General features: G+C 58.8%; 15 protein-coding genes. 11 read left to right on the top strand and 4 right to left on the bottom strand.

All coding sequences use genetic code 11. The annotated features are described in order from the left end of the window. Nucleotides 1-31 precede the first annotated feature (31 nt). Together M8010_RS03510 and M8010_RS03505 are read right to left on the bottom strand one after the other, a co-directional pair. Nucleotides 32-2,140, bottom strand: a complete 2,109-nt coding sequence (locus M8010_RS03510) for a tRNA(Met) cytidine acetyltransferase TmcA (RefSeq protein WP_250088672.1) — start codon at nt 2,138-2,140, stop codon at nt 32-34. A 4-nt stretch (nt 2,141-2,144) separates the two neighbouring features. After that, entirely contained in the window at nt 2,145-2,525 is a 381-nt protein-coding gene (locus tag M8010_RS03505; RefSeq protein WP_250088656.1) for a DUF2237 family protein, read from the bottom strand. A gap of 188 nt (nt 2,526-2,713) precedes the next feature. Here M8010_RS03505 and M8010_RS03500 point away from each other — a divergent pair, with 188 nt between their 5' ends. The 3 genes from M8010_RS03500 (at nt 2,714) to M8010_RS03490 (ending at nt 6,979) form a co-directional block, all read left to right on the top strand. Then, the gene (locus M8010_RS03500; protein ID WP_502846189.1) at nt 2,714-5,044 is read left to right on the top strand and encodes an ATP-dependent helicase; all 2,331 of its coding nucleotides are present in this window, start codon (nt 2,714-2,716) and stop codon (nt 5,042-5,044) included. A 145-nt stretch (nt 5,045-5,189) separates the two neighbouring features. Then, the gene (locus M8010_RS03495) at nt 5,190-6,389 is read left to right on the top strand and encodes an OmpA family protein (protein ID WP_250088652.1); all 1,200 of its coding nucleotides are present in this window, start codon (nt 5,190-5,192) and stop codon (nt 6,387-6,389) included. Nucleotides 6,390-6,496: 107 nt separating this feature from the next. Next, the gene (locus tag M8010_RS03490) at nt 6,497-6,979 is read left to right on the top strand and encodes a DUF4124 domain-containing protein (RefSeq protein ID WP_250088650.1); all 483 of its coding nucleotides are present in this window, start codon (nt 6,497-6,499) and stop codon (nt 6,977-6,979) included. Here M8010_RS03490 and M8010_RS03485 read toward each other — a convergent pair. Then, a complete protein-coding gene (locus M8010_RS03485) occupies nt 6,964-8,229 on the bottom strand; it encodes a methyltransferase (protein WP_250088642.1) in 1,266 nt (421 codons plus the stop codon). The two genes, M8010_RS03490 and M8010_RS03485, sit on opposite strands and share 16 nt — an antisense overlap. Here M8010_RS03485 and M8010_RS03480 point away from each other — a divergent pair. Next, on the top strand, nt 8,228-8,968 hold the full coding sequence (locus tag M8010_RS03480; protein WP_250088640.1) for a tRNA/rRNA methyltransferase: 741 nt from the start codon (nt 8,228-8,230) through the stop codon (nt 8,966-8,968). The two genes, M8010_RS03485 and M8010_RS03480, sit on opposite strands and share 2 nt — an antisense overlap. A gap of 337 nt (nt 8,969-9,305) precedes the next feature. On the opposite strand, the gene M8010_RS03475 is transcribed toward M8010_RS03480, so the two are convergent. Continuing rightward, on the bottom strand, nt 9,306-10,577 hold the full coding sequence (locus M8010_RS03475; RefSeq protein ID WP_250088638.1) for a D-amino acid dehydrogenase: 1,272 nt from the start codon (nt 10,575-10,577) through the stop codon (nt 9,306-9,308). Nucleotides 10,578-10,873: 296 nt separating this feature from the next. On the opposite strand from M8010_RS03475, the gene M8010_RS03470 reads away from it, so the two are divergent. The 7 genes from M8010_RS03470 to M8010_RS03440 all read left to right on the top strand — a co-directional run bounded on the left by M8010_RS03470 (nt 10,874) and on the right by M8010_RS03440 (nt 17,885). Continuing rightward, nucleotides 10,874-12,196: an ABC transporter substrate-binding protein gene (locus tag M8010_RS03470; protein WP_250088628.1), complete on the top strand. Its 1,323-nt coding sequence runs from the start codon at nt 10,874-10,876 to the stop codon at nt 12,194-12,196. 63 nt (nt 12,197-12,259) lie between these two features. Next, complete coding sequence (locus M8010_RS03465; protein WP_250088626.1) at nt 12,260-13,159, top strand: branched-chain amino acid ABC transporter permease; 900 nt, start codon at nt 12,260-12,262, stop codon at nt 13,157-13,159. After that, nucleotides 13,159-14,100, top strand: coding sequence for a branched-chain amino acid ABC transporter permease (locus M8010_RS03460; RefSeq protein WP_250088623.1), 942 nt, complete (start codon nt 13,159-13,161; stop codon nt 14,098-14,100). The genes M8010_RS03465 and M8010_RS03460 overlap by 1 nt, the downstream gene beginning before the upstream one ends. After that, nucleotides 14,097-14,903 carry an ABC transporter ATP-binding protein gene (locus M8010_RS03455; protein WP_250088621.1) on the top strand — a complete coding sequence of 269 codons (807 nt, stop codon included), beginning with the start codon at nt 14,097-14,099 and terminating at the stop codon, nt 14,901-14,903. Before M8010_RS03460 ends, M8010_RS03455 begins: the two co-directional genes overlap by 4 nt. Before the next feature lies 1 nt (nt 14,904). Next, complete coding sequence (locus M8010_RS03450) at nt 14,905-15,597, top strand: ATP-binding cassette domain-containing protein (RefSeq protein ID WP_250088619.1); 693 nt, start codon at nt 14,905-14,907, stop codon at nt 15,595-15,597. A 21-nt stretch (nt 15,598-15,618) separates the two neighbouring features. Then, nucleotides 15,619-16,749, top strand: coding sequence for a zinc-dependent alcohol dehydrogenase family protein (locus M8010_RS03445; protein WP_250088617.1), 1,131 nt, complete (start codon nt 15,619-15,621; stop codon nt 16,747-16,749). A 92-nt stretch (nt 16,750-16,841) separates the two neighbouring features. Next, nucleotides 16,842-17,885 carry a cyclase family protein gene (locus M8010_RS03440; protein ID WP_250088615.1) on the top strand — a complete coding sequence of 348 codons (1,044 nt, stop codon included), beginning with the start codon at nt 16,842-16,844 and terminating at the stop codon, nt 17,883-17,885. Nucleotides 17,886-17,892 lie beyond the last annotated feature (7 nt).

Below are 17,892 nucleotides of genomic sequence, written 5' to 3'. Positions count from 1 at the left end.
CCAGTAACCGGGGCGAATGACATCGAGCTGTTCACAAGTCAGGCCGGTTTTGCAAAAGTTCACGAACCATAATGCGCAGCGCGAACTCTCCCGGCTCACGGCCCCGGCATAGGCCTGCCGCCTGCAACTGCCTCCAGGACCAGCCCTGAATCACAGCCCTGGCCCACAAAGCGGCCTGGCTGCTGGCTGCCACCAGGCCGATCACGCCACCCTGCATAGACAGCTTTCTCAATACCGGAAGCGTCAGGTCAAAACCCCGGTACCCCTCGGCAAAACTGTTCAGATCCTTGCGGTCGTCGTCATTGATGGAACCGACAGTGGGCAGACCGCCAGTCAGCTGAAGAATCAACTCTGGCTCCAGATCCGGCCAGTTCAACGGCACCAACGTGAGCCAGTGCTCCGCCAACCGTCTGCGCAATTGATCCGTCAGCACCTTTCCCTGGCCCGACGCACCACTGAGCAATTGCAGTGGATATTCGCCACTGCTGGCTTCCCGCTTCAGTCCCAGACGCACGGGCTGAAGCCCGCATCGTTGCCAGAAGGATACCAGCCCGGCGTCACCACCAAAGCTGGTACCAACGCCATCCAGCCCCTGCTTACGGGCATGGTCCTGTGCTGCAACTACCAGCTTCGCCCCTAGCCCCCGGTGCCGCAGATCCTCATTTACGGCAATGCGCACCACTCGCAGCAGGCGCTGGCTGGCGGCTTCGGCAAACCCGCTGTGGGTTGCCAGCGACTGGGCCAGCAGATGGCCCCGCAAGCGGCGCTTACCCAGCATCACCTGATCAGCCAGTGCCGCATCCAGGCCACCTTCCACCGTTGCCCAAAGCACGCCCGCCAGCACCCCATCACACGTCAGGCGCCAGCTCACAGCCGCCGGGTCATCCATCCACTGGCGCAGATCACCGGGAGACGTGCGGTAATGGGCATCAACCAACAAACCAAACGCCTCGTTCAGTTCCTGCTCTCCGGCGGTCGAGGGATTCCAGGGTTCAACCACCACGCCGGAGCCATCACCTTTTGAAACCGGCGCTTCTGCGCCCAGAAGAAACATCTCCCGCGTCAATGGTTCCAGAGGATCGGACGCCGCCCACCGGATCGGCGCCGTGAGTGAAGCACTTCGCCAGTGAGGCGTTTCGGTATCCAGCACTGAACGGAACCGAACCGCAAAACCACGGCCAGAGCCCTCATAGCCATGCACCGTGGTGGAGAAGATGACCCTGGGCCAACCCAGCAACACCCGCTTCAGCAGGTCTGCCGGAATCGCAGCCGCTTCATCCACCATCACCACCTCTGCCTCGGGCCGGTCCGCCAGCAATTGCTCGAGGGGAACATACGCCAGCTGAGCATGATCACCCCCGGCAGCCAACCTGGCGTGATGAAAAAGAGTTTTCACTGTCGCCGGCTCGGGTGCCGTTACAATCACCCGCTGGCGCCCCTCGCTCAAAAGGCGGATCGCCGCCATACCCAGCGCAGCAGACTTGCCCCGCCCCCGGTCAGCAGTTACCACCAGAGGCCGCCGCCGACGCCCCAGCCCCGTGCGCACAATCTCGTCCACCAGCCTGCGCTGATCCTCGGTGGCGCCTATCTGGAAGGCCTCGTGCGATGTGGGGATATCCGGCAGAACGGGGTCCGGATCCACCGCGGGATTAACGCGAATAACATCCGGATCATCGGCCAGAATACGCCCAAGCCGTGCAGCAAAGGCATGGCGACCGGCCCCTTCGAGCCCGGTCCGCCGATAATCCGGGTCGTCAAAACTACTCCACTCATCAAGCAGCGGCATCAACCAGAAAAACAGCCCCCCAGCCGAAAGCGTCCCCGACAAGGCCGCAAAACTGTCCGGCGGATTGCCCTGCCAGCCGTCCCAGACCACACCAGCCAATTCCTGACCCAGCCAGCGCCGACCCTCAACCGGTTTAATCCGCGTCAGCGAGGACTCCGGCTGGTCATCAACCGGCCCCGTCCAAACGCCCGGCGTAACCGCCAGAGCCGGAAGCACCTCACACAGCCACGCAAGGGAGTCCTCACGATCACCTTCGAGCAATACCATTCGCCGTTGCCCGGCTGTCTTCAGATCAGCTTGCAGCTTCCACCATCGGTCCTGTTCCGGCATGTGCTTTCCGGTTTCATCCGACATGCACTCAGCTCAGATCCACTGCATGGCGTTTAAGATCCTCCAGCGTCGAATACTTCAAAGCCGAACGATGAGTGGCTCTCAGTTTTACCCGAGGCGCACAATCCGCCTCAAATGCCTCCTGCCAACGGGACGCACACAAACACCAGGAGTCGCCCTCTTTCAACCCGGGGAAACCAAACTCCGGTCGAGGCGTACTCAGGTCATTGCCCTTGGCACTCGAAAACTCGAGAAACTCTTCTGTTACAACGGCGCACACCACATGAGCCCCCAAATCGTCCGGCCCGCTGTTACAACACCCATCCCGGTAAAATCCGGTTTCAGGATCCGTACCGCATACTTCCAGGGCTTCGCCGAGCACATTCACCGATTCAACAGTTGTAGCCATAACGTCATTCTCCAATGTCAGAGAGAGGGTTTGGATGGGCTCTTCCAAAACTGTGCGGAGCCATGGATGGCGGAGCCCAAGCGACACACGGACGTGCTTGAGCGTGTTTTGGAAGAGCCCATCCAAACCCTCCTACACCCAACGGGAGATTAATCCCGGCAAGGAGGAAAGCAAAAGTCATCAGGATTATGCGGCACCAGTATCAGCACTACCAGTCGCCGGGTACAATACACCGCATGTCTACCCCACCCCAAATACCTGAAGATTCCAATCTGCCCGGTTACCTAACAGATGAACAACGGGCAATCATCACCGCAGGCTTTGAACATGCAGTGATTACTGCCGTGGCAGGTAGTGGCAAGACCTCCACATTGGCCTGGCGCATACGGTACCTGTTGGAACAAGGCCACGACCCAAACCGCATGCTGGTTCTAATGTTCAACCGCAGTGCCCGCGTGGACTTTGAACGCAAACTGCGGGATGTCAGCCGCGACACCGGGCTGGCCCTGCCGGAAATCCGCACCTACCACGCCATGGGCCTGCGGCTTTACAAGCGCTTTGTGCGGGAAGGCTTCCTGCCGGGGTTTTCCGACAAAATCCTTACCGACCAGGAAATCAGCTACCAGGCCTGGCAGCTTACCCGCAGACTGGCCCCGGAAGACCTGGCGGACGAAATTCGCCGCAACAAGAAAGATTTCGTTGAAACCGCCATCAACTTCATCGATCTGGTGAAAACTACCCTATCCCCGGTAGACATCGTATTCGAGGAGTTGGGCTATTCCGACAAACACCGTTACCTGATTGACCTGTTCCACAGCTTCGAGCAATGGCGCAAATCCAACAGCCGGATCAGCTACGCCGACATGCTCTACGAGCCGGTAATGGCCATCCACCAGAATCCGCCGCTACAGCGGTTGGTGGGCAACAAGATGGACCTGGTGCTGGTGGACGAATACCAGGACACCAATGAGATCCAGCATTTACTGCTGAGGTACGTGGCCGGGGACCGGGCGCGCGTTACGGTGGTGGGCGACCCGGACCAGACAATTTACGAGTTTCGGGGCGCCAAGCCGGACTTTATCCTCAGGCGTTTCAGCGAGGAATTCGAAAGTCCGCTGGAACAGACCCTGAGTTACACTTTTCGCTATGGCCACCAGGTAGCACTGCTGGCCAACCACCTGATCTGCCATAACACCGGGCGCAAGGACGTGCTGTGTCACTCCAACCCCTCTACACCTGCAACCGGAGTCACCCTGCACCAACAGGAAAATGACAGCGACATCGTTGTGAAACTGCTGCAGCCGATGAATGATTTGGCCCTCGGCAATACCGCCATTCTGTTCCGGGTCTGGAGCCAGAGTGTCCCTATCGAGCTGAAGCTGCTGGCACGGCAGCTGCCCTATCGCATCGATGCCGGCAAGGGCGCCCTGTTCAGTCGCGAAATTCAGGCCATCACCAGCCTGCTGATGGTGGTGTCCGGCCGAATTCGCAACTTGCCGGACGATGACCGCCTCGATATTGCCCGGCAACTGCTTCGTTTTCCTCATGTTGGCCTGAAGGAGCCGGAGCTGGAACAACTGGCGCGTTTCCTGGCGGGATTTGGCGATGGCTGGCATGAGCGGCTGCTCGCCATGGACTTCGACGCGCTCGCACCCATGGCGGCCAGAAAACTGCGCAAACTGGGCGAGACACTGGCATTGCTGGGCCACTTCAGAGGCTCAGTGGCGGACCTGATAACCCGTTATGCGGATGAAACCGAGCTCTATGAGGGTATCCGTAGCCTGGCGCTCACTCACGAAACCGCCGACGAGCGCATCGAGACCATTCGCGGCTTCCGGCTCTATCTGGCCGGATTGAAGGTCAGTATTGACGGGGCGCTTGAACACCTGAAAGACCTGAAAAAACAGGCGGGGGAGAATCGGCGGGGCGGCGTCCTTCTCTCCACCATTCACCGCACCAAGGGCCTCGAGTGGTCTACCGTTATCCTGCCCGGATTACAGGAGAAGTACCTGCCTTACAGTCCCCGGGCCCAGGACGACCCGAAAGCATTTTTGGAGAGCGAACGCCGACTGCTCTACGTAGCCATGACCCGCACCCGGGAACAGCTTCACCTGATTACCCGTCCCTTTGGCGAGAAACGGCACCTTGATGGTGACCAGGGCCCCAGCCGGTTCGTGGACGAGCTGTGCTTTCCCCTGTCGCAGGAATTCGGCCAATGGCTGGATAACCGCAGAAGCGATTCAGAACCTTCCGTAACAACAGCCGCACCCGTCACGACGACCGGCACCCGTTACGCCTCCCGGGAAGGCGTAATCCTGAATGGTAGCAGCGTAACCGGGGAAGACCGGACGGCTCCGTTGTGGGCAAAACCCAGACTCAGCCACGCCATTTTCGGTGCCGGTTCGGTTGTTGGTGAAGACGACCGTTCATTCGAGGTCAGGTTCGATAACGGCGACACCCTGAACTTCAGCAAACAGAGCGCCCATCTGTATTTCACGGCCGCCGGCGAAGAAGCCTGAGTATAATTGCCGATGTACCGTGAGCATTTATGCTTTGTTTTTTTGAATCCTGTAACGTAAATTTACCGTAAACACCCATCAACAGCGCGTTATGAGGAAGTTACGCGTTTTTTTTCAATAACGATAAACGAACAGGAGGTTCTGCATGAACATCATGCGCCCACTGGCCATTGCGGCCCTGACAACATCCCTTGCGACACCCGCTTTAGCCGAACGCGAGCAAACCATTTACCTCAGCCCGTTTGCCGGCTTCCAGCTGTTTGATCATAAACGGGAATTGAGTGAAACAGGCACTTTTGGCATCGGAGCAGAATTTCGTTTCCACCCGAACTGGGCTGTTGAAGGTGTTTACTCCAGGGCAGATGCTGATCGCAAAAACGTAAGCGGCAGCAGCGATTTCGAAGAGCTGCGACTGGATGGAATCTATTATTTTGCAGATCAGGACCAGGCCTGGAACCCGTACATTTCCGCCGGTGCCGGCCATGCTGACTTCGGCGATGACGTTCTGATGGAACAGACCGCCGGCTCCAATCATGATGAGACCCGGGTCAACGTGGGTGCTGGCTTCCGCTACAACGTCAGTGACGGCGTGTCCATCCGCGCAGAACTGCGGGAGTTCCACGGTATCGACGAAAGTACCTTTGATACCCAGGCAACCCTGGGCTTGAGCTTTGCTTTCAGCCGCACCGTATCGGAGTCCAGCCCTGAGCCCGCAGATTCCGATAACGACGGCGTTCCGGACAGCCGTGACCAGTGCCCGGGCACCCCGGCCGGTGCCAGCGTTGACAACACCGGATGCGAACGAGACGACGATGGCGATGGTGTTGCCAACAGCAAGGACCAGTGCCCGAGCACGCCCGCCGGTGCCAGCGTGAACAGTCGCGGCTGCGAACTGGACAGCGACAATGACGGCGTTGTCGACAGCCAGGACCAGTGTCCGGATACCGCCGCCGGAGCGGAAGTGGATGACACCGGCTGTGAAGGTGTCGTCGAGACAGTCGAGACCTTTACCATCGAAGTACAGTTCCCGACAAACAGCTCTGTAATCGGTAATTCCTTCGATTCAGAGATTCGCCGGGTGGCTGATTTTCTGAAGGAAAATCCCGAAACTATCGTGGAAATTGCCGGCCATTCCGACAGTCGCGGTGAAGCCGAATACAATCGGCTCCTGTCCCAGCGTCGGGCTGAAGCCGTTGCTGACCGTCTGACCGGGCCTTTGAGTGTTGATCCGTCTCGAGTGAACGCCGTAGGTTACGGTGAGGAAGCTCCGATCGCTTCCAACGACACTGCGGAAGGCCGTGCTACCAACCGTCGAGTGGAAGCGCGCATCCAGCTTCGCCGCTAGGCGTCGGGGTTGGGTCTGTTTGAATCAACCACACGGGAAGGCGCCTTCGGGCGCCTTTTTTGTGGCCGGCTGATGAGTCATGTTTTGCAAACCAGTGGGAGCTTGCTGTGACCCGAATTCTGTTTGTCTTTATTCTCATGCTGGGCTTGCCTGCTACCACCTGGTCCCAGGTCTATCGTTGCGACGCCGGCGGTGAGACCCGCTTTTCCGATCAGCCCTGCGGAGAAGATTCCGAGGAAATCAGGATTCAGGACAACAGAATTGGCGGCAGCTTTGGCCAGAACCTGCCAGCAGCGCCCGAACAGTCGGAAACCGGGGAAGAACCGGAGAAGTCGGCAAGCCCGGAGGCGGAGGGTACCTGTCGTTTTATCAACTCCACTGACCTGAGGCGGTATCTGGTGCGCGAGCAGGTGGTCAAAGGCATGACCAGGGAGCACGTTCGCAAAGCTTTCGGCCGCCCCCCGGAAACCTATCCCACGCCCCAGGAAACCTGGGTCTACCAGACCAAATACTATGGCAACCTTTACGAACTGACCTACGTGTATTTCCGGGATGGCTGCGTGGAAGACGTGGTCTACCGCAAACCCTGAGTGTCTTGGTTAAAGCCAATCTTCACGGCGTCAATCAGCAAGTTGCGCGGCGTCAGCTGTCGCTCACAGAAGGTGCCCAGCCGGACCTCATAACCCTGCTCTTCCAGAAATAACGCGTAGTCCAGCACCAGCCAGAGCTCCAGCGGCCTCCGAAAAAGGTGCCGCACCAGCTCATGGCGACGCACTGTCTGCAATCGCCGTTCACCATGGGTTTCCCAATAATTGAAGTCCGTTTCCTCTGGCAACGCCAGTCCCTTCCTGGTCGCGGCCCAACGACAGAAACCGGCAAAATCACCATTGATCAGCCCGGGCGGATGTGAAGGCACGGGCAGGTAGGCATCCATACCCCGAAGGGCCCTTTGCATTCCATCAAAACCCAACCGCCACTGGCTGATCCGGCGGGTCTGTTGCCGCACTCTTTCAGGTGCGGTGACGGTTTCCTGCACGGCCAACCGCAGGTCCTCCCGGCTGAGTTGTAATGCATTTTCCCCACTACCGGCCCATCGGGACATCGGCTGATAGTCCGGCTTTTCCGTGAGGTGGTAACAGCACGGCGAAAAGCTCAGTCGTGGTTTCCCACCGTCCGTCACCCGGCGCATCAGCCGACGGTGTAGATCGCCGCAGGCATGCAGGGCAACGCTGTGTGTGGCCTTCGGCAACACCAGCTCCTCGGCCATAACATCCTGACAGTGCAATGACACCGCATCGCCGAACTTCCCCGTCAGGCGGTTACCGTCGTCTACCAGGGCCGGATTCCATTCGAAACCTGACACTTTGCCATCACAAAAAGGCGCCAGGGTTCTGGCCAGGTGCCCCTTGCCACAGCACCAGTCCAGTACATCATGCTTCAGAGGCCGTATAGCCGCTGCAAAGGCGCCGGATTGCAGCCTCTTGCGGCCGGGCATATCGGTGGCCCGGATTTCCGGCAACGTACTCTGCCGGACTTTGCCGTTGGCCAGTTCCGGCACACGGATCAACTCATTGAAAATCTGAAGTGAAGGCAGCTCCCGCCCCAGCAAACCTGCCAGTATTCCGGGGTCGTCCTCCAGCTTCTGGCAGTCGCTTTCTGAGAAATTGGCCACCCTTTCCGCCAGTGCCGGCCACTTAACAGCCCAGGCCGGGCTTGGGTCGGTAAATGGTGCCGGTTGCCACAGCTCACGATGCTGGGCCAGCCAGTCGTTCAGCCGCTGCCATCGCTGGTAAAAAGATTCAGCACCGTGGTGTAAACTCGCCACCGGAGGTAACGTCATGCAACTGGCCTTTGTACTTGTTGAACCGAAGGTTCCCGAAAACGTGGGGGCAGCCGCCCGCGCCCTCTGCACCATGGGCTTTGACGAGCTGTGGCTGGTCAATTCCGACCTGCATACCCGACCGGAGGCCCACTGGCTGGCCCATGGCAGCGATCACATTCTGGACAATGCGCGCATTTTCCCTGATCTGGCGGCGGTAAGAAACTCCGTAGACCTGCTGATGGGCACCTCCGCCAAGCCTCGCCATCAACGGCAGGACTGGCACCAACCCGCACGACTGCGGGATATCATCACCCGCAAGGGCACTTCTGTAGCCACAGCCGCCCTGGTATTCGGCCGCGAGGACCGTGGCCTGTCCAATGACGAACTGGCACTTTGCGACCTGCTGACAGGGTTCCCCATGGCGGTATCCTACCCCTCATTGAACCTGTCCCAGGCAGTCATGCTCTACGCCTGGGAGCTGTCCGGCCTGGCTTCTGCCCGGGAAGCCCAGTCCCAGCCCGCCATCTCCGACGCTCGACTGGGAGCCCTGCGACAACGCTTGGAAATACTGCTGCCAGAGCTGGATACGCCTGCAGACAGCAAGCTTTCGCAGTGGACGTTTGAACGCCTGCCCTTGCTCACCGAGCGGGATATCGGTTTTCTTCATACCCTGTGTGGGAATATCGAGCGGCGACTCGATGAATCTTCTGATTTTGGGAAGCAGAGGACGGGAAACGGTTTCCAGGATACGCGGTAAATACATCCCTGTACGCTCGACAAAAACATCCTTGTTTTTGACGATCCTGGAAAGCCTTACCCGTCCTCTGCCCAGACTAATCAGTTTGTCGTTCCCGCTCTCAGTCTGGCTTTTAAGTGTTCGCGACAATCCTCTATTACCACTGCTCAAATCCGGTCAGCCAACTGCAAGGACTGCTTTGGACGCATGCTTAGGCAACTCTAAACCATGGGAGCCGGTCTGGAGACCCTTCCCAAGATCGTCGAAAACAGGGATGTTTTCGTCGAGCTTACATGGACGTATTCACAGCGTATCTTGGGAAGGGTCTCCAGATCGGTTCCTGCACCAGAGCCAGAAGTCATTCGGCAAACCGCCCAGGCCTGAACGCATCCAGGCACACCGACGGCTCCTCGCCATCGATCAGTTGGGAAATAACCGAGGCACTGCCCGCAGACAAGGTCCAGCCAAAGGTTCCGTGGCCAGTGTTCAGGAACAGGTTCTCCCGGGGACCACGACCGATGATCGGGGGGCCGTCGGGAGTCATGGGGCGGAAACCGGTCCAGGTTTCAGCGGCATGGAGGTCGGCACAACCGGGGAAACGGGATTCCACGGATTTGCGGATAGTTGCCAGCCGCGCCTCCGGGATATCGCGGTTGAAGTCGGCCAGTTCCACAAAGCCGGAAGCACGCAGCCGATTGCCTAGGCGAGTGGAGACAACCTTGTAGTTGTCGTCATGGATAGTGGAAACCGGCGCCCTCTCAGGATCTGACAGCGGCACAGTGAAGCTGTAGCCTTTAACCGGATATATAGGCAGCTGAAGGCCCAGCGGGCGTGTCAGCTGGCCAGACCAGCAGCCGGCGCAGACCACCACGGCGTCGGCCTCAAGAGTCTCTGCTTTCCCGTCTTTATTGCGAACAACAACCTCGGTTACCCGATGATCATCCGCAATAAGGTGTTCCGTTTCCGTGTTGTAGCGGACGCTTACACCCCCGGACTCACAGGCTTTGGCCAATTCGCGGGAGAACAGGTGGCAGTCACCGGTGCCGTCGGTTTCATAACTCAGCGCCCCATATAGTGGACCGTTTCCGACCATTCCGGGCTCGGCTTCGCGAACCTGCTCAGGTGTCAGCAACCGGGAAGCGATGCCGAGCTCGTTAAGTAGTTGGTGCGTCTGACGGTAGCCTTCGAGTGCTTCCGGGGTGCTGGCCAGATGGAGCAGCCCCTGATGGTCGCCATCGAAGTGCAGGTCCAGCTCCTGCTCAAGGGTCAGGAACCGCTCGCGGCTGTGGATGCCAAGGCGGAGCATGGCACGTTTGTTAAGGCCAAAGAGCCCCGGCGACCAGGCGTAGCGCAGTGTGGCAAACATGAACCTGAGAGTTTCCATGGACGGCGGCATTCTCAGTTTCAGGGGCCCGTCTTTCTTGAACAGCCAGGGAATGGCCTTCATCACCATGGCAGGATCAGCCCAGGGATAGACCACGCCGTAGGAGCGCTGCGCTGCATTGCCCTTGCTGGTCTCGTTTCCGGCCATCCCGTGGCGCTCAAGTACCGTCACCTGGTGGCCCCTGCGGTTCAGTTCAAAGGCTGTGGTCATACCCACTACACCACCACCCACAACGACTATATGCATTGCCTGTCCCCTTTAATTTCCTGGAGCCACTTCACGCCAATTGAAGAAGCGTTTCGTGCGAGCGATTTTCGCTCATCATCCGATCGTTTCTGAGCGGTTTCCGCTCAGTGTAGTCGTAATACTGCCTTTCAACCCATGGCTGACGCCATTACCGAGCTGGCCCCGCATTTGCTTTGGTGTAATACCTGAGTGAATCCCAAAGACCGTCATCCGCTCTCCTCGAGAAGCGACACGGTGAATCCGGTGGCTGAGCGCTCCGCCAGCCATTTTGCACAACAACAATCAAGGAGAACACAATGGGACACCCCCTATCACGGGCAGGCATGCGGCGTACGCTGCTGAGCACTGCCACTTCCATCGCACTGATATCCGCTGGTGTTATGGGCATCAGCCAAGCCGCGCATGCCGAGGACACGTTCAAAGTGGGTCTGGTCACTTTCCTGTCCGGTGGTGCATCAGGGCCATTCGGCGTACCTGCGGCACAGGCGGCTGAAACTGTCATCAAGGCCATCAATGCCGGCGAGTTGCCTGCCCCATACGACAGCGCCGGGGTCAACGGTCTGCAGCTTGAATCGGTGGTGATCGACGAGGCTGGCGGCCCCACCAAACAGGTGGAGGAATACCGCAACCTGGTCCAGCGCCAGAACGTCAATGCTGTTATCGGTTATATCTCCAGCGGTGACTGCCTTGCGGTCGGTCCGGTCGCGGAAGAGATGCAAACCTTTACCATTGCCTTTGACTGCGGCACACCGCGTCTGTTTGAAGATGTCAGCAATCCGACGTATCTGTTCCGTACCGGCCTGGATGCGGTCGCGGATAACGTCGGCGCCGCCCATTATCTGAACGATGCCAAATCGGACATCAGCCGGTTGGCAGGCATTCAGCAGAACTACGCCTGGGGCCAGGATTCCTGGCAAGACTTTACGCTGTCCATGGAACAGCTGATGCCGGATGTCGAGATTGTGGATAACCAGACACCGCAGATTTTCCAGGGCAACTACGGCACCGAGATTTCAGCGCTGCAGACCCGCCGCCCGGACATCATCCATTCCAGTATGTGGGGTGGTGACATGGAAGCGTTCGTGGCCCAGGCCAATGTCCGCGGACTGCTTGAGCAGGCCACGGCGATTCTGACCACCGGCGAGTCCGGCCTGCACCGTTTCGAGAATCAGGCGCCCAACGGCACCATCCTTGGCGGTCGCGGCCCGTTCGGCGGTTTCATGCCGGAGAATGACCTGAGCGAATGGTTCTCCAAGGCCTATGAAGCCGAGCATGGCACCCCGCCAAGCTATCCGGCATCGAAAATGGCCCAGGCACTGCTCGGCCTGAAATACGCGGCTGATAATTCCGGCGCCGAAGGCGTTCCCTCCAGCGAACAACTGGCAGCCGCTCTCAAAGGCGCCACCTTTGAATCTGTCAGCGGTACCGTGAAGATGGCCCTGGCAGGCGGCCACCAGGCCATGCAGCCGATGCTGTACGGCGAGTACCACTACTCGGCCGATACCGGGCCAGAACTGCGCAACGTGCGCGCGTACAAAGGCGAATGTGTATCTCCACCCGACGGCCAGAACGCTCTGGAATGGATCAAGGCAGGCTTCCCCGGAGCCGACTGCGACTGATCCATGAAACCGGCCCGGCAACCTCCGGGTTGCCGGTATTACCGCTAACAGGAGTACACACAGATGTTAACCGTCTGGGCGATTCTTATTGACGGGCTTATCTATGCCTCGTGGCTGTTTCTGGTCGCTGCGGGGCTAACCGTTATATACGGTGTTATGCGAATTCTGAATATGGCCCATGGCAGCCTCTACGCCCTGGGCGCTTACGCAGCGGCCTCGGCACTTGGCTGGTATTACAACGGGGTCGGTGACCAGCTCTGGATAGCACTGGCAATGATCGCGGCCTGTGCGGTCATGATCGGCGCACTGGCCGGGGTCATCATGGAGCGCGGGGTGTTACGGCTGATGTACGGTCGCGACGAAGTACTGATGCTGATTGTCACCTTCGCCATGCTGCTGATCCTCGAAGACGTGATGAAACTTATCTGGGGAACCACGCCTTACTTCGCCTATCAGCCCTATGCGGCGATGGGGCGGTTCAATATTGGTGTACTGACGGTATCCGGCTATCAGCTGATGGTGGTGGGTGTGTCTGTGGTCGTGGGCCTGGCGCTCTGGTTCTGGCTGGAGCGTACCAAAATCGGCAAAATTCTGCGTTCGATTATCCACGACCGCGAGGTGTCCGAGGCCATGGGTGTGAACGTGCGGCGGATGTTCACCATTACCTTCATGATCGGCGCGGCCCTTGGCGCCATCGCCGGCGGGGTTACCGCCCCCATCATTTCCGTGGTGCCAGGGGTAGGCGTGGAAGTCATCGTTGTCGCCTTTGCGGTGGTGGTCACCGGCGGCCTGGGCAGCATCACCGGGGCCGCCATTGGCGCCCTGATCGTCGGTCTGGCGAGGGCCGTCTCCATTCACACCATGCCGGAACTTGAATTGTTCATCGTTTACGCCGTCATGGCCTCGGTGCTTATTTTCCGGCCCCATGGATTGTTCGGCCAAGCTGTCGCGAGGAAGATCTGATGGCACTGCAAAAGTCAGAAATCATGCTGGTCGTTGCGGCCGCTGTGATCACGTTATTGTCGTTTGCCGTTCCAGACTGGCTGGCATTCACCACCACCCTGGCCATCGCCAGTGCCATGGTCGTACTGGGTGTGGTCATGCTGATGCGGGCCGGGCTGGTATCCTTTGGCCAGGGGCTGTATTACTGCATCGGTGGTTATGCGGTCGGCATGGGTGGCCGTTTTCTGGGCATCACCGACGCCCTGGTGCTGATTGGTATGGGAGTCGCGGTGACCGTCGCCCTTGCCATGCTGTTGGGCCTCCTGCTGACTCGCTACCGGGAAATCTTCTTTGCCATGCTGACCCTGGCGTTTTCGATGATCCTTTACGGCATTCTGGTCAAAAGCCAGAATCTGGGCAGCACTGATGGATTTGGCGTCGGTAACTGGACCCTGCTGTGGTTCGACCCCGAAGGCGGCAAAGGCAGCAAAACCGTTCTCTGGCTTGCCACCGCGGTGGGCCTGGCAGTGGCGCTGTTTCTTAACCGTTATTTCGGATCGGCCATTGGCCTGGCCTGCGAGGCCATTCGCGAGAACGAAGTCCGGGTGGAGTACATGGGCATGTCCCGGCGCCAGATTCTGTACATCAACTACGTGATTGCTGCGGCGATAGGCTCTATCGGCGGGTCCCTGACGTCACTGGCGGCGGGCCACGTCGACCCCACCATGGCGTACTGGACCATCTCTGGCGAATTTGTGTTTATTGCCCTGCTGGGCGGCACCGGCCATGTGGCCGCGTCGTTCATCGCCGCGATGATTTTCATCATGGTCAGGACCTACGCGGTCGAGCTCTTCCCCAACTCCTGGCAGTTGATTCTGGGCACGGTGTTACTGCTGATCATCCTGTTCCTGCCCAAGGGTATCTGGAGCCTGTTCACCCGTAAGCGGAGGGTCGCATCATGACCGAGATTCTGAAAACGGAAGGACTGTCCAGATATTTCGGTGCCGTGGTCGCCGCGGAAGACATCAACGTGACCATCACTGAAGGGGAAATTGTTGGCGTCATCGGCTCCAACGGGGCGGGCAAGACCACCTTCATCAACATGGTTACCGGCTACCTGCCGCCATCGGCGGGCACTATTGCCTTTGATGGACATCCGATCAAAGGCCTGGGGCCGCGCAAGCTGATGCGCAAAGGCCTGTCGCGCTCGTTTCAGATTCCCCAGCTGTTCCTGGAACTGTCGGTGCTGGACAACCTGTCGATGGCACTGTCGGCGTCTGAGCATCGACACCTGGAAATGCTTCGCCCGGTGCGCACACCCGAGCGGATCGCGGCGGCGGATGAAATCCTGAACCAGATGGGCATCACCCAGTATCGGGATGAAATGGTCACCGCGATGCCCCAAGGGGCCCGTAAACTTCTGGACATTGCCATTGCCATGCTGGCTAACCCACGCATGCTGCTGCTGGACGAGCCCACCAGCGGTGTCAGCACCGATGAAAAACACGCCCTCATGGACACCGTGATGGAGGTGGTAAAGCGGCGTGGCCTGACAGTATTGTTCGTGGAACACGATATGGAGATTGTACGCAAATACGTCACTCGTGTGCTCGCCTTTGCCAGCGGCGTCGTTATCAAGGACGGCCCGGTAGAAGACGTACTGGCCGACGAACAGGTTCAGGAACTGGTCACCGGCAAGCGCCAGCAGAAGCCCACCGAAGGCAAAAACGATACCCAAGACGAAACCCAAAAAGGGGGCGCCTGACATGAGCCTCAAGATTGTAAATCTGGACGTCTCGATCGAGCGCATCGGCATACTGAGGCAGGTTGATATGGAGATCCCGGCAGGCAAGATGGCTGGCCTGATCGGTCATAACGGCGCGGGGAAAACCACGTTCATCAGGGCCATTATGGGGCTGCTTCCAGCCGACTCCGGCTCTATTGAGTTCAAGGGTGAGGATCTGACCAGAAAAGCCTCCCATCAGCGTGCCAGGCTCGGCATCAGTTATATGCCGGAAGATCGCAGGCTCATTCCTGAGCTGACGGTGACCGAGAACATGCTGATGCCAGCCTGGGCCAACGGCATCAAGGACGGCGACAAACGCCTGAAATGGATTTATTCGCTGATGCCGGAAATCGCCGACTTCGGTGAGCGCAAAGCTCTGCAGTTGTCTGGCGGCCAGCAGAAACTGGTGGCGCTTGGGAGGGCCCTGATGCCGGGACGGCAGTTGATCCTGCTGGATGAGCCTTTCGAAGGTGTTGCGCCGGTGCTGGCCCAACGCTTGTCGTCGGTCATTGGTGACCTGAGGGGCGAAGGCCTGACGGTTCTGATTGCTGAATCCGATGACACCCATTCGGCGGAACTAGTGGACAGTACCTGGCGCATTGAACGGGGTGAGGTAACCGCCGGCCACCACAGAGATCCGTCAGCATCCTCTCAGGGCGCTCACTCCGCCTGATCTCAACATAGGAGAATCGCGATGAAGATTCGTGCAGCAGTTTTACATTCCATAGGTGCGGAACGGCCATTCCAGGACACCCGGCCCCTGGTTATTGAAGAGCTGGAGCTTGACCCGCCCGGAGACAACGAAGTGCTGGTTCAGATCAAGGCTGCCGGGCTTTGTCATTCCGACTTGTCGGTGATTGACGGCAATCGCCCCCGACCTGTGCCTATGGCGCTGGGGCACGAAGCCGCCGGCATCGTCAAGGCCGTGGGCAGCGGTGTTCGTGATCTCAAGGAAGGCGATCACGTCGTCGCCGTGTTCGTACCCAGTTGCGGCCATTGCTCGCCCTGCGCCGAAGGTAGGCCTGCGTTGTGTGAGCCAGCAGCCAAGACCAATAACGCGGGCACTCTGGTCAGTGGCGAGCATCGCCTGCATCGCGATGACGGCACGCCGGTAAACCATCATCTCGGGGTCTCGGCCTTCGCCGATCATGCGGTGGTATCCCGGGACTCCCTGGTCAGGATCGACCCGGCTCTGCCTTTCCATCATGCCGCCCTGTTTGGGTGTGCCGTGCTCACCGGCGTTGGCGCGGTGATTAACTCGGCCAATATCAAGGCCGGTCAGACGGTCGCGGTTATTGGGCTCGGCGGCGTGGGGCTGAACAGTGTACTTGGCGCCATGGTCGCGGGTGCCAGCGAAGTTATCGCCTTCGACCTGGATGACAGCAAGCTAGCGCTGGCCACGGAGTTGGGGGCTTCTCATGCCTTCAATAGCAAAGATCCGGACTGTGTCGAGAAGATCAAAGCACTCACCAAGGGGGGAGTAGACTGTGCCATCGAAATGGCGGGCTCGGAAAAGGCCCTGGAGTTTGCCTATCTGATCACCCGTCGCGGTGGTACAACCGTCACCGGCGGCCTGGCTCACCCGGAAAAGAAAGTGGCGATCCAGCAAGTCAGCCTGGTCGCCGAGGAGCGCACACTCAAAGGCAGTTATGTCGGCAGTTGTGTGCCGGTTAGGGATGTCGCCCGCTATGTGTCCCTGTTCCAGCAGGGCAAGTTGCCGGTAGACAAACTGCTGACCCACACTCTGACCCTTGACCAGATCAACGAGGGTTTTGAGCGCCTAGCCGCCGGTGAAGCCGTCCGTCAGGTGATTGAATTCAACTGAGGATTCAGGAGCTATTCAGAGACTTGAGGGCACCATCCCCGCACCGAGTGCGGACCTGTATCAACAACCACAATGACGACAGGAGAAAAACCATGGTCCTTAACACTAGCTGTAAACGCATTATTCCGGCGCTGATAGCCGGATCAGCCCTGCTGATGTCGGCGCCAGCGCTGGCCGAAACCGGTATGGAGCGGGTGCAGAAAAACGCACCCAATAACTGGGGAAAATGGGGCGAGAATGACGAGGTCGGAGCCCTGAATCTGCTGGGTAAGGAACAGGTTCTGCAGGCCGCCAAAGCGATCCGGAGCGGCAAAACTTTTACCCTCCAGATTCCCATGACTCACGGCAAGGGTCCGGTATTTCCGGGCCGGGTACCTACCATGCATTTCATGGCGCAGGATGAGAGCATTTACTCATCAGGCAAATCCGAGGCATTGGCTGGAGGCGTCAAATTCTCGGATGACGTAGCGTTCATGTATCTGCAGGGCACCACCCACGTGGATGGTCTCGCCCACGCCTGGTATGGCGATCAGGTTTACGGAGGCAAGAGCGCTGACAGTACCGTGCATGGCCATGCCCACGGTGATGTGGCAGCTATCGGCAAAAAAGGCATAACCGGACGCGGGGTCTTACTGGATGTTGGCCGTCATGTGGGGGGCGGCGACAAGCACCGTCTGGCACCAAATACGTGCGTCAACCTGGAGGATTTACAAGCCACGGCCGAGGCCCAGAAGGTCGAGATCAGGAAACGCGATATTCTGGTGCTTCGTACCGGTTCCATCGCCCGCTTTTACGAAGATGAACCGGATGCCGAATGGAGCGCCATGACCGAGCCAGGCCTGTGTTACAGCCCTGAGCTGCTGAGCTGGATTGACGAGATGGAAATTCCGATGATTGCTGCCGACAACATTGCCATCGAAAAGGTCGCTCAGGAAGTCGACGGTGAGCAGATGATCATTCCTCTGCATGGTGCTCTGATGCGGGATATGGGCGTGGTACTGAGCGAGATCTGGTGGCTGGATGACCTGGCCGCTGACAGTGCCGAAGACGGTCAGTACACCTTCATGCTGGTAGCGGCGCCACTGAAGATGGAGGAAGGCACAGGCTCACCTGTCAATCCGGTTGCAATCAAGTAACACCCCC

It is taken from the genome of Marinobacter sp. ATCH36 (genome assembly GCF_023555055.1).
In the GTDB taxonomy this organism is placed as follows: domain Bacteria; phylum Pseudomonadota; class Gammaproteobacteria; order Pseudomonadales; family Oleiphilaceae; genus Marinobacter.
This window is presented reverse-complemented; position numbering and strand designations above follow the sequence as displayed.

Excerpts from the sequence above, each read along its gene's own strand:
- M8010_RS03510 (WP_250088672.1), bottom strand. The coding sequence starts at position 2,140 with ATGTCGGATGAAACCGGAAAGCACATGCCGGAACAGGACCGATGGTGG.
- M8010_RS03505 (WP_250088656.1), bottom strand. The coding sequence starts at position 2,525 with ATGGCTACAACTGTTGAATCGGTGAATGTGCTCGGCGAAGCCCTGGAA.
- M8010_RS03500 (WP_502846189.1), top strand. The coding sequence starts at position 2,714 with ATGCGGCACCAGTATCAGCACTACCAGTCGCCGGGTACAATACACCGC.
- M8010_RS03495 (WP_250088652.1), top strand. The coding sequence starts at position 5,190 with ATGAACATCATGCGCCCACTGGCCATTGCGGCCCTGACAACATCCCTT.
- M8010_RS03480 (WP_250088640.1), top strand. The coding sequence starts at position 8,228 with ATGCAACTGGCCTTTGTACTTGTTGAACCGAAGGTTCCCGAAAACGTG.
- M8010_RS03485 (WP_250088642.1), bottom strand. The coding sequence starts at position 8,229 with ATGACGTTACCTCCGGTGGCGAGTTTACACCACGGTGCTGAATCTTTT.
- M8010_RS03475 (WP_250088638.1), bottom strand. The coding sequence starts at position 10,577 with ATGCATATAGTCGTTGTGGGTGGTGGTGTAGTGGGTATGACCACAGCC.
- M8010_RS03470 (WP_250088628.1), top strand. The coding sequence starts at position 10,874 with ATGGGACACCCCCTATCACGGGCAGGCATGCGGCGTACGCTGCTGAGC.
- M8010_RS03465 (WP_250088626.1), top strand. The coding sequence starts at position 12,260 with ATGTTAACCGTCTGGGCGATTCTTATTGACGGGCTTATCTATGCCTCG.
- M8010_RS03460 (WP_250088623.1), top strand. The coding sequence starts at position 13,159 with ATGGCACTGCAAAAGTCAGAAATCATGCTGGTCGTTGCGGCCGCTGTG.
- M8010_RS03455 (WP_250088621.1), top strand. The coding sequence starts at position 14,097 with ATGACCGAGATTCTGAAAACGGAAGGACTGTCCAGATATTTCGGTGCC.
- M8010_RS03450 (WP_250088619.1), top strand. The coding sequence starts at position 14,905 with ATGAGCCTCAAGATTGTAAATCTGGACGTCTCGATCGAGCGCATCGGC.
- M8010_RS03445 (WP_250088617.1), top strand. The coding sequence starts at position 15,619 with ATGAAGATTCGTGCAGCAGTTTTACATTCCATAGGTGCGGAACGGCCA.
- M8010_RS03440 (WP_250088615.1), top strand. The coding sequence starts at position 16,842 with ATGGTCCTTAACACTAGCTGTAAACGCATTATTCCGGCGCTGATAGCC.